The organism is Rhodococcus sp. P14, assembly GCF_000256505.1.
Classification (GTDB): Bacteria; Actinomycetota; Actinomycetes; order Mycobacteriales; family Mycobacteriaceae; genus Rhodococcus; species Rhodococcus ruber.
This window is the reverse complement of record NZ_AJFC01000403.1, coordinates 1-10,356: the sequence shown is the minus strand read 5'-3', so window position 1 is coordinate 10,356 and position 10,356 is coordinate 1. Positions and strand designations below refer to the sequence as shown.

The window sequence follows — 10,356 nt, the reverse complement described above, 5'->3', positions numbered from 1 at the left end:
GCACGCCGAGCAGATCCTGCACCGCGCCGTCGAGGCCCGCTCGGGTGATCACCGAGGGAGCGCGACGGCATGACCGACACGCAGATCCCGCCCCAGTGGACCCCCACCGAACAGGACGTCGCGAGCGCCCGCCTCACCGCCTTCGCCCGATGGGTCGAACGGCGCCACGGCGTCTCCCTCCCCGACTACCACGCCCTGTGGCGGTGGTCCGTCGACAATCTCGGACCGTTCTGGCAGGACGTGTGGGACTGGTTCGACGTACGGTCGCGCACCGACCCGGGACCCGCGCTGGACGACGCCACGATGCCCGGGGCCGTCTGGTTCCCGGGGGCGCGCCTGAACTATGCGGAGCACGCCCTGCGGCACGCGCGCGACGACCGCCCCGCGATCGTGCACGTCGGTGAGGACGGGGAACGCGCCGAGCTGAGCTGGGCCGAACTCGCCAGGCAGACGGCCGCGCTGGCCGCCACCCTGCGCGAGCACGGCGTCGGTGTCGGCGACCGCGTCGTCGGCTACCTGCCGAACATTCCCGAGGCCGTGGTCGCGCTGCTCGCCACCGCAAGCATCGGCGCCGTGTGGGCGGCCTGCGGTCAGGACTACTCGGCGCCCGCGGCCCTGGACCGGCTCGGGCAACTCGACCCCACCGCCCTGATCACCGCCGACGGTTACCGGTTCGCCGGCCGCACCCACCCCCGCGCCGAGGCGGTCGCCCGGTTGCGGGAGCAGCTGCCCTCGCTGGCGCTGACCGTCGTGGTGCCCCGGCTCGCAGACCCGCATCAGGACCTCGAAGGTGCGCTCACCTGGGAGGCGGCCACCGTCGGGGAACACCCGCTGAGCCCCGAGCCGGTGCCGTTCGACCATCCGCTGTGGGTCGTGTTCTCGTCCGGGACCACCGGTCTGCCGAAGGGCATCGTGCACGGGCACGGCGGTGTCCTGCTCGAGCATCTGAAGGCGGTGTCGCTGCACACGGACCTCGGATCCGACGACACCTTCTTCTGGTACACGAGCCCGAGCTGGATGATGTGGAACTTCCAGGCGGCCGGGCTGCTCGTCGGGGCGACGATCGTCTGCTACGACGGCAGCCCGTCGCACCCGCGGGTCGACCGGTTGTGGGAGATCGCCGCACAGGAACGGGTCACCGTGCTCGGGACCAGTCCGGGGTACGTGCTGGCCTGCATCAAGGCGGGCGTCGTGCCCCGGCGGGACCACGACCTGTCCGCGCTGCGGGCGATCGGCGTCACCGGGTCGACGCTGCCGGCGTCGTCGTCGCGGTGGCTGGCCGACAACGTCGGCGAGCACGTGCCCGTGATGTCCATCACCGGCGGCACGGATGTCGTCTCCGCGTTCGTCGGTGCCGTGCGCACCGTGCCGGTGTGGCCGGGTGAGCTGTCGGTGCCGTATCTCGGCGTCGCGCTCGATGCGTTCGACGAGCAGGGCCGCCCGGTCCGCGGCGACGTGGGGGAACTCGTGGTGACCGCCCCGATGCCGTCGATGCCGGTCCGCTTCTGGAACGACCCGGACGGGCACCGCTACCGCGAGGCGAATTTTTCGGTCTATCCCGGGGTGTGGCGGCACGGCGACTGGATCACGATCACCGGGCGCGGGACGGTCGTGATGCACGGACGTTCCGACTCGACGCTCAACCGGCACGGTGTCCGGATGGGCAGCGCCGACATCTACCAGGCCGTCGAGAAGCTCCCCGAGGTCCTCGAAGCGCTCGTCATCGGAGCCGAGCAGCCCGACGGCGGCTACTGGATGCCGCTGTTCGTGGTGCTCGCCGACGGCGTCACCCTCGACGACGCGCTGCGCGAGAAGATCCGCACCGTGATCCGCGAACAGGCCTCGCCGCGACATGTGCCCGACGACATCGTCGCCGCACCCGGTGTCCCGCACACCCGCACCGGCAAGAAGCTCGAGGTGCCGATCAAGCGGCTGTTCCAGGGGGCCGACGCGGCCCGCACCGTCGACCGCAGCGCGGTCGACACACCGGAGTTGCTCGACTGGTATGCGCAGCAGCGGCAGGCGCGGTGACCCGCGCCACCGCCGCCCGGGAGCGATGAGGATCACCTGACTGGACATTTGTCCTGTTCGGGTGGTCCGATGGCCGCATGACGCTCGCCATCGACATCTTCCTCATCCTGCACTTCATCGGCCTCGCCGGGATCATCGGTTCCTGGCTCGCCGTGATCAAGGAACCGCGCGTGGTGGCCGGCATGCTGCACGGCGCGATCCTGCAGGTGGTGACCGGACTCGCGCTGGTGGGACTCAACGAGGCGGACGGCGCCGACCTGAACCACATGAAGATCGGTGTCAAGCTCGTCGTCGCCGTCGTCATCCTCGTGATCGCGATCGTCGGTTTGAAGAAGGAACGGCAGAACCCGGGCTCGACCGCCGCCCTGGCACACGCGGCCGGTGCTCTCGGTGTCCTCAACGTCGTCATCGCCGTGCTCTGGTGACCGCTCCGACACCGCGGCGGCAAAGATGAAGCCGACCTTACCGACCCTGTAGATTGGTCCGGTGCGCAAGTCACGCGGCCGGAAGGCGACCGGCGAGTAACCTGCTCGGGCAGCTCCGCGCCGACAGGCGGGGTGATCGTTGTCCCGGCGGGTCTCGCGGCGTTCGCGCCGTTGTCCGCCGTGTAACGCTCCTCCCCTGAACAGCAGATATACCTGAGCACGATGCTCGCCCGGGTCACCGGGCGCGACGGTCGGGCCTGCGTCCGACGGTGAGAGAGAGGTTGGGGTTTGGACTCGCTGAGTGTCGGCGGATCGGGTACGACGAACACGAACGCGGCGAACGTGCCGGACGGTGCCTTCCCCCTCTCCCCGGCACAGCTCGGGATGTGGTTCGCGCAACACGTCGACCCGTCGGTGCCCGCGAACATCGCCCAGTACGTCGAGCTCGTCGGCGACCTCGACCGTGACCTCCTGCTCGAGGCCAGCGCCCGCGCCGCCCTCGAGATGGGCTCCGGCTTCCTCCGGTTCCTCGAGGTCGACGCGCAGCCGTACCAGCTCGTCGATCCGAACCTCGACGCCTCCATCGGGTACGTGGACCTGCGGGACGCGGACGATCCGCGCGAGGCCGCGATGGAATGGATGCGCGCCGACCGCAGCACCCCGGTGGACGTGCTCAAGGACCGGCTGATCTCGGCCACCGTCCTGCAGATCGGCGAGCGCCGCTACTTCTGGTACAACCGCGTCCACCATCTCGCGCTCGACGGTTTCGGTGCCGCGACCTTCATGACCCGCATCGCGGAGCTCTACACCGCCGCGGTGGAGGGCGCCGAGCCCAGCCCCAACAAGGCTTCGGACGTGCGCACCGTGTACGAGGCCGAGATCGGATACCGGAACTCGCCGCGGTTCGACACCGACCGCGAGTACTGGTCGACGGTCATCGAAGGCATCGACGAACCCACCAGCCTGGCCGGTCGCCCCGCACCGCCGGCCCCCGTCAGCCGGATCGACAGCGCCGCGCTCGGCGCCCGCGTCGAGGAGCTCGTCGACCATTTCACCGAACGCGAGAACACCAGCCTCGCCACCGCGGTGATCGCCGCCTTCGCCGCCTACATGGCCCAGATGACCGGCCGCACCGACGTCGTGCTCAGCCTGCCCGTCGCCGCGCGGACCACCGCGGTACTGCGCCGGTCCGGCAGCATGGTCTCCAACGTGGTGCCGTTGCGCCTCGAGGTGGCCGCCGGCACCACCGTGCGACAGCTCGTCGCGTCGGCCACCGCCGCCGTCTCGGGAGCGCTGCGGCACCAGCGGTACCGCCACGAGGACATCGTCCGCGACGCCGGGAGTGCGGCCGGCGGCCGCTCCACGTTCTTCGGCCCGTGGGTCAACATCATGCTGTTCGACAACGAGGTCCGCCTCGGCGACATGGTCGGACGGATCAACATCCTGTCCACCGGTCTCATCGAGGACCTCGGGGTCAACGTCTACAAGAGCGGTGGCACGCGCACCCACATCGACTTCGAGTCCAACCCCAACCTGTACGGCGTGCAGGAGTCCCGGGCGCACCACGCCCGGTTCGTGGAGTTCTTCGACCGATTCGTCGCGGCCGATCCCGAGCGGCGGGTATGGGACCTGCCCCTCGGAACCGGCGCCGAGACCGCCCGGGTGCTCACCGAGTGGAATCGCACCGAGCACCTCGTCGACCACCGCACGCTGCTCGCGGAGTTCGAGGAGCAGGTGGCACGCACACCCGACGCCACGGCCCTCGTGTACGAGGGCGAAAGCCTGACGTACGCGGAATTCGACGCCCGCGTGAACGCGCTCGCGCGGCTGCTCGTCGCGCGCGGCGTCGGACCGGAGTCCCTGGTCGGACTGTCGGTGCGGCGTTCGCTCGAACTGCTCGTCGGCATGTACGCGATCCTCGAGGCCGGCGGCGCCTGGGTGCCGATCGACCCGGATCACCCCGCGGACCGGACCGCCTACATTCTCGACACCGCCCGGCCCGTCTGCGTGGTCACGACCGCGCGTGACCGGGTGGATCTGCCCGCCGGCCTCGATGTGGTCGAGATCGACCGCATCGATCTCACCGGCCTGGACACGCGCCCGCTCACCGACGCCGACCGGCTCGGGCCGGTACGCCTCGACAGCACCGCCTACGTCATCTTCACCTCGGGCTCCACCGGGCGTCCCAAGGGTGTCGCGGTCACGCACCGGGCGATCGACAACCAGATCCGGTGGATGAACGACCAGTACGCGCTGTCGGCGTCCGACGTGTACCTGCAGAAGACCGCGACGACGTTCGACGTGTCGCTGTGGGGCTTCTTCATGCCACTGCGTGTGGGGGCGACCCTGGTGATCGCCACCCCCGACGGCCACCGCGACCCGATGTACGTGGCCGACCGGATCGCCGAACACGGGGTCACCGTCACCGACTTCGTGCCGTCGATGCTCACGGTGTTCGTCGCCAATGCCCGGCCCGGCTCGTGCGACACGCTGCGTCACGTGTTCGTGATCGGTGAGGCGCTGCCGGCCGAGACGGCGGCCGCGTTCGCCCAGCTGTGCCCCGCGCAGCTGCACAACCTCTACGGACCCACCGAGGCCGCGGTCTCGATCACCTACCATCGCGCCACGGCCGAGGACGTGACCACCGTCCCGATCGGCGTCCCCCAGTGGAACAGCCGCGTCTACGTCCTCGACCACCGGCTGCGGCCCGTGCCGCCCGGCAGGCCCGGCGAACTGTACCTCGCCGGGGTCCAGCTCGCGCGCGGCTACCTGCGCCGCCCCGACCTCACCGCCGACCGGTTCCTCGCCGATCCGTTCGGTGCCCCGGGCGACCGGATGTACCGCACCGGCGACCTCGTGTTGTGGCGCCTCGGCGCGGACGGTGCCGGATACCTCGACTACATCGGCCGGACCGACTTCCAGGTCAAGTTCCGGGGTCAGCGCATCGAGCTGGGCGAGATCGAGGCGGTCCTGCTCGCCGCCCCGGAGGTCTCGCAGGCCGTCGTGCTCGTGGTGCCGACGGCGACCGGCGACCAGCTCGTCGGCTACCTCGTCGCCGCCCCCGGCCACGCGATCGACACCGAGGCGCTGACCGAGGCGCTGGGCCGGGCGCTGCCGTCGTACATGGTTCCGGCGTCGCTGATGGTGCTCGACGCGTTCCCGCTCAACACCAGCGGCAAGCTCGACCGCAAGGCCCTGCCCGAGCCGGTGTTCAACAGCGCCCGCATGTTCCGGGCGCCGCGCACCGCCGCCGAACGGGTCGTGGCCGAGACGTTCTCCGAGGTCCTGGGAGTCGCCGAGGTCGGCCTCGACGACGATTTCTTCGAACTCGGCGGCAACTCGCTCGTCGCCACCCAGCTCGTGTCCCGGATCGGCTCCGCCATGGACACCCAGGTTCCGGTGCGGGTGCTGTTCGAGTCGTCCACCGTCGTGGGCCTCGCGGCCCGGGTGGCACGACAGTCCGGATCGGGTGCCCGCCGGCCGCTCGTCGCGGGCCCGCGGCCGGACGTGCTGCCCCTCTCGACGGCGCAGCAGCGGATCTGGTTTCTCAACCGATTCGACGCCGGCACCGCCGCCTACAACCTGCCCTTCACGGTGCGGCTGACCGGTCCGCTCGATCCGGCCGCCCTCGACGCCGCCTTCGGCGACGTCGTCTCCCGGCACGAGACGCTGCGGACCGTCTACCCGGCCGTCGACGGGGAACCGCAACAGGTGATCCTGCCGGTCGAACACGTCGACAGCCGGGTCCCCGTGCTCGACATCACCGCGTCCGAGCTGCACGACCGGGTCGTGGCCCTGGCACAGCGCGGGTTCGACGTCGCCGTCGACGTGCCGTTCCGGATCGCGCTGTACCGGCTGGCGGACGACGAATTCGTCCTGGCGATGGTGTTGCACCACATCGCCGCCGACGGGTCGTCCTTCGAGCCGCTCGTGCGCGACATCGTTGCCGCATACGCGGCGCGGGCGGCCGGCTCCGAACCCGGCTGGTCCGCGCTCCCGGTGCAGTACGCCGACTACGCGCTGTGGCAGCGCGACGTGCTCGGTCTCGAATCCGACCCGAACTCGATCTCCGCGCAGCAGATCGCCTACTGGACTCGGGAACTCGACGGCATCCCGGATCAGCTCGACCTGCCCGCGGATCGTCCCCGCCCGGCGGTCGCCACCTACCGCGGCGACAAGCGCCGGTTCGTGATCTCGGCCGAGACCCACCGTGGTCTCGTCGAGGTCGCCCGCTCGCACCATGCGTCGCTGTTCATGGTGATGCACTCCGCGTACGCCGTCCTCCTGTCGAGACTGAGCGGATCCGACGACATCGCCGTCGGCAGCGTCGTCGCCGGCCGTGGTGATCGTCTGCTCGACGACCTGATCGGCATGTTCGTCAACACGCTGGTGCTGCGTACCCGGGTCGATCCGGGTGCGCGCTTCGAGGAACTCCTCGACCGGGTCCGCGACTCCGATCTGAGCGCCTTCTCCAATGCGGACGTCCCGTTCGAGCGGCTCGTGGAGGTCCTCAAGCCGCCCCGGTCCACGGCTCGGCACCCGTTGTTCCAGGCTGCGTTGGCGGTGGAATCTCCTGGAACGCGCGACATTTCGTTCTCCGGGGTGCGCGCCACCGCGGCCGAGTTCGACGTGCCGATCGCGAAGTTCGACCTGCAGCTGTGGCTCGTCGAGCGGACCGACGACGAGGGGCGCCCGGCCGGCGTCAATGCCGTGTTCGAGTACGCGACCGACCTGTTCGACACCGACACCGTCGACGTCTTCGGGCAGCGTTTCGTGCGGATCCTCGAAGCGATCGTCGCCGATGCGGCCACGCCCGTCGGTGACATCGACCTCCTCGCGCCCGAGGAGGAGGCCCGGCTCGTCTCGGTCCGCGGCCCCGAACTCCATCGTGCGGAGCGACCGCTCGTCGAACTGCTCACGGCTGGAGTGGATCTCGCGCCCGATACGATCGCCGTCCGATGCGGCGAGTCGGCCCTGACGTACCGGGAGCTCGACGAGTGGTCCAACCGCCTCGCCCGCGTCCTCGTCGACAGCGGTGTCGGACCCGAGACGATTGTGGCCCTGGCCTTCCCGCGCTCCGCGGAGATGGTGCACTGCGTGTGGGCCGTCGCCAAGACCGGCGCCGCGTACGTGCCGATCGATCCCGCCCACCCGGTCGAACGCATCCGGCACATCGTCCGGGACTCCGGCGCCGTCCTCGGTCTGACCACCGCCGCGCACCTGCCGGAGCTGCCGGCGGATTTCGACTGGAACGCCCTCGACGCCGACGAGACCCGCGCGGCGATCGAACGGGCCTCGGCCGCGCCGCTCGGCGACGCCGACCGGCTCGCGCCGCTGCGCCTCGACCACGTCGCGTACATGATCTACACCTCGGGGTCGACGGGCCTGCCGAAGGGCGTCGCCGTGACCCACCACGGGCTCGCCGCGCTCGTGCAGGAGAGCGTCGAACTGTACGGCGTCACCGAGCGGTCACGGGTGTTGCACGTGTGCGCGCCCAGCTTCGACCCGTCGGTGCTCGAGTGGCTGATGGCCGGCTCCTCCGCCGCCGAACTCGTCGTGACACCCGCGAACGTGCTGGGTGGCACCGAACTGCACGACCTGATCGAGACGTACGGGGTGACCCATGCCGTCATCACCCCCGCCGTGCTCGGATCGGTCGACCCCCGCGATCTCGACACGCTGCGCGTCCTCAACGTCGGCGGCGACGTCTCCACCGCCGATCTGGTCGCCCGCTGGTCGCCCGGCCGCCGCTACTTCAACGCGTACGGCCCGACCGAAACCACGATCGTCACCACCCGCGGCGAACTGCACCCGGGCGAGCCCATCACCATCGGCACCCCCGTGGCCGGGGTCGGTGCCCTCGTGCTCGACGCGCGGCTGCACCCCGTTCCGGTCGGCGTGTCCGGGGAGCTGTACCTGACCGGGGACGCGCTCGCGCGTGGCTACCACCGGCGGCCCGCACTGACGGCGGACCGTTTCGTCGCCTCCCCGTTCGGCGCGCCGGGCGAGCGCATGTACCGCACCGGCGACGTCGTACGGTGGGACGACGAGGGCCGGCTGGTGTACGCCGGGCGGACCGACTTCCAGGTCAAGGTCCGCGGCTACCGTATCGAACTGGGGGAGATCGACGCCGCCTACCTCTCGCACCCCGCCGTCGACTTCGCCACCACGATCGGGCACGAAATGCCCTCGGGGCAGACCACTCTGGTCACCTACGTCCACGGCGAGGCGGGACTCGACAGCGAGGAGCTCACCGGGTACGTCGCCGGATTCCTGCCGTCCTACATGGTTCCCTCGGTCTGCGTCGTCCTCGACGCCGTCCCCCTCACCCCGAACGGCAAGGTGGACCGCAAGGCACTGCCCGAGCCGGTGTTCGAGGCGCGGGCCTTCCGCGCCCCCACCACGCCGATCGAGGAGATCGTCGCGGGCACATTCGAGAGCGTCCTCGGCATCGACCGGGTCGGGCTGGACGACGACTTCTTCGAGCTCGGTGGCAACTCGCTCGTCGCGACCCAGCTCGTGTCCAGGCTCGGTGCGGCCCTCGACACCCAGGTGCCCGTGCGTCTGCTGTTCGAGGCGTCGACCGTCGTCGCGCTGGCCGCGCGGGTCGAACACCGTGCCGGCGCCGGCCGCCGCATCCCGCTCGTGGCCCAGCCGCGCCCCGACCGGATCCCGCTGTCCCTGGCCCAACAGCGCATGTGGTTCCTGAACCGGTTCGAGCCCGAATCGGCCACCTACAACCTGCCCTTCGCGCTGCGACTGTCCGGTGAACTCGACATCACCGCGCTGCAGGTCGCCATCATGGACGTCATCGACCGGCACGAGTCGCTCCGAACCGTCTACCCCGAGGGGCCCGACGGGCCGATGCAGGTCGTCACGGACGCTGCCACGGCGGTGCCCAACCTGACGCCGACGTCGATCACGGAAGAGAACCTGCAGCAGGAGATCTCGGCGCTCGCGTCCACCGGGTTCGACGTGACCCGCGAGGTGCCCGTGCGGGCCCACCTGTTCGAGATCGACCCGACCGAGCACGTGCTGGCGATCGTCATGCACCACATCTCCGCCGACGGCTGGTCGATGGGACCGGTCGCACGTGACGTCATGGCCGCCTACGCCGCGCGCATCGAGTGGGAGCGTCCCGCGTGGCCGCCGCTGCCGGTGCAGTACGCGGACTACACACTGTGGCAGCACGAACTTCTCGGCTCCGAGAGCGACCCGGAGTCGCTGATCGCCGACCAGCTCGCCTACTGGCGCACCACCCTCGCCGGGCTGCCCGACCAGCTCGACCTGCCGTCGGACCGGCCGCGGCCGGCACGGCAGTCGTTCCGCGGCGGCACCGAGCGGTTCGTCGTGTCCGCCGAGGTCCATTCCGCGCTCGACGACGTCGCGCGCCGGCACGGCACCACGCTGTTCATGGTGGTGCACGCGGCGCTGTCGGTGCTGCTGGCGCGGGTGTCGGGGGCCGACGACATCGCCGTCGGCACCCCGGTGGCCGGTCGCGGCGAGCAGGAACTCGACAACGTGGTCGGCATGTTCGTCAACACCCTGGTGCTGCGGACCCAGGTGGACCCGGACCAGCCGTTCACCGAGCAGCTCGCCCGCGCCCGGGAGGCCGCGCTCGGTGCGTTCGCGCACGCGGACGTGCCGTTCGAGCGGCTGGTGGAGGTGCTCAATCCCGCCCGGTCGGCGGCGCGGCACCCGCTGTTCCAGGTCATGCTGGCCTTCCAGAATCTCGGGTCGACCCACGTGGAGCTGCCCCGGCTCGTCCTGGAGACACAAGCCATCGACACCTCGGTGGCCAAGTTCGACCTGCAGCTGACGCTGTCCGAGTCCACGGACGACGACGGCGGAGCCGACGGGCTCGTCGCCGAGATCACCTATGCGACGGATCTGTTCGATG

Annotated in this window: 3 protein-coding genes; all 3 read left to right on the top strand. The window is 70.7% G+C overall.

Features of this window, described 5'->3' with window-relative positions:
• Positions 1-69: 69 nt before the first annotated feature.
• Entirely contained in the window at positions 70-2,031 is a 1,962-nt protein-coding gene (locus OEY_RS0127550; RefSeq protein ID WP_010596938.1) for an acetoacetate--CoA ligase, read from the top strand.
• A gap of 77 nt (positions 2,032-2,108) precedes the next feature.
• Positions 2,109-2,456 carry a hypothetical protein gene (locus OEY_RS0127545; RefSeq protein WP_010596937.1) on the top strand — a complete coding sequence of 116 codons (348 nt, stop codon included), beginning with the start codon at positions 2,109-2,111 and terminating at the stop codon, positions 2,454-2,456.
• A 288-nt stretch (positions 2,457-2,744) separates the two neighbouring features.
• The coding region (locus tag OEY_RS0127540) for an amino acid adenylation domain-containing protein (RefSeq protein WP_010596936.1) at positions 2,745-10,356 on the top strand (7,612 nt) is incomplete at its 3' end.

Excerpts from the sequence above, each read along its gene's own strand:
- OEY_RS0127550 (WP_010596938.1), top strand. The coding sequence starts at position 70 with ATGACCGACACGCAGATCCCGCCCCAGTGGACCCCCACCGAACAGGAC.
- OEY_RS0127545 (WP_010596937.1), top strand. The coding sequence starts at position 2,109 with ATGACGCTCGCCATCGACATCTTCCTCATCCTGCACTTCATCGGCCTC.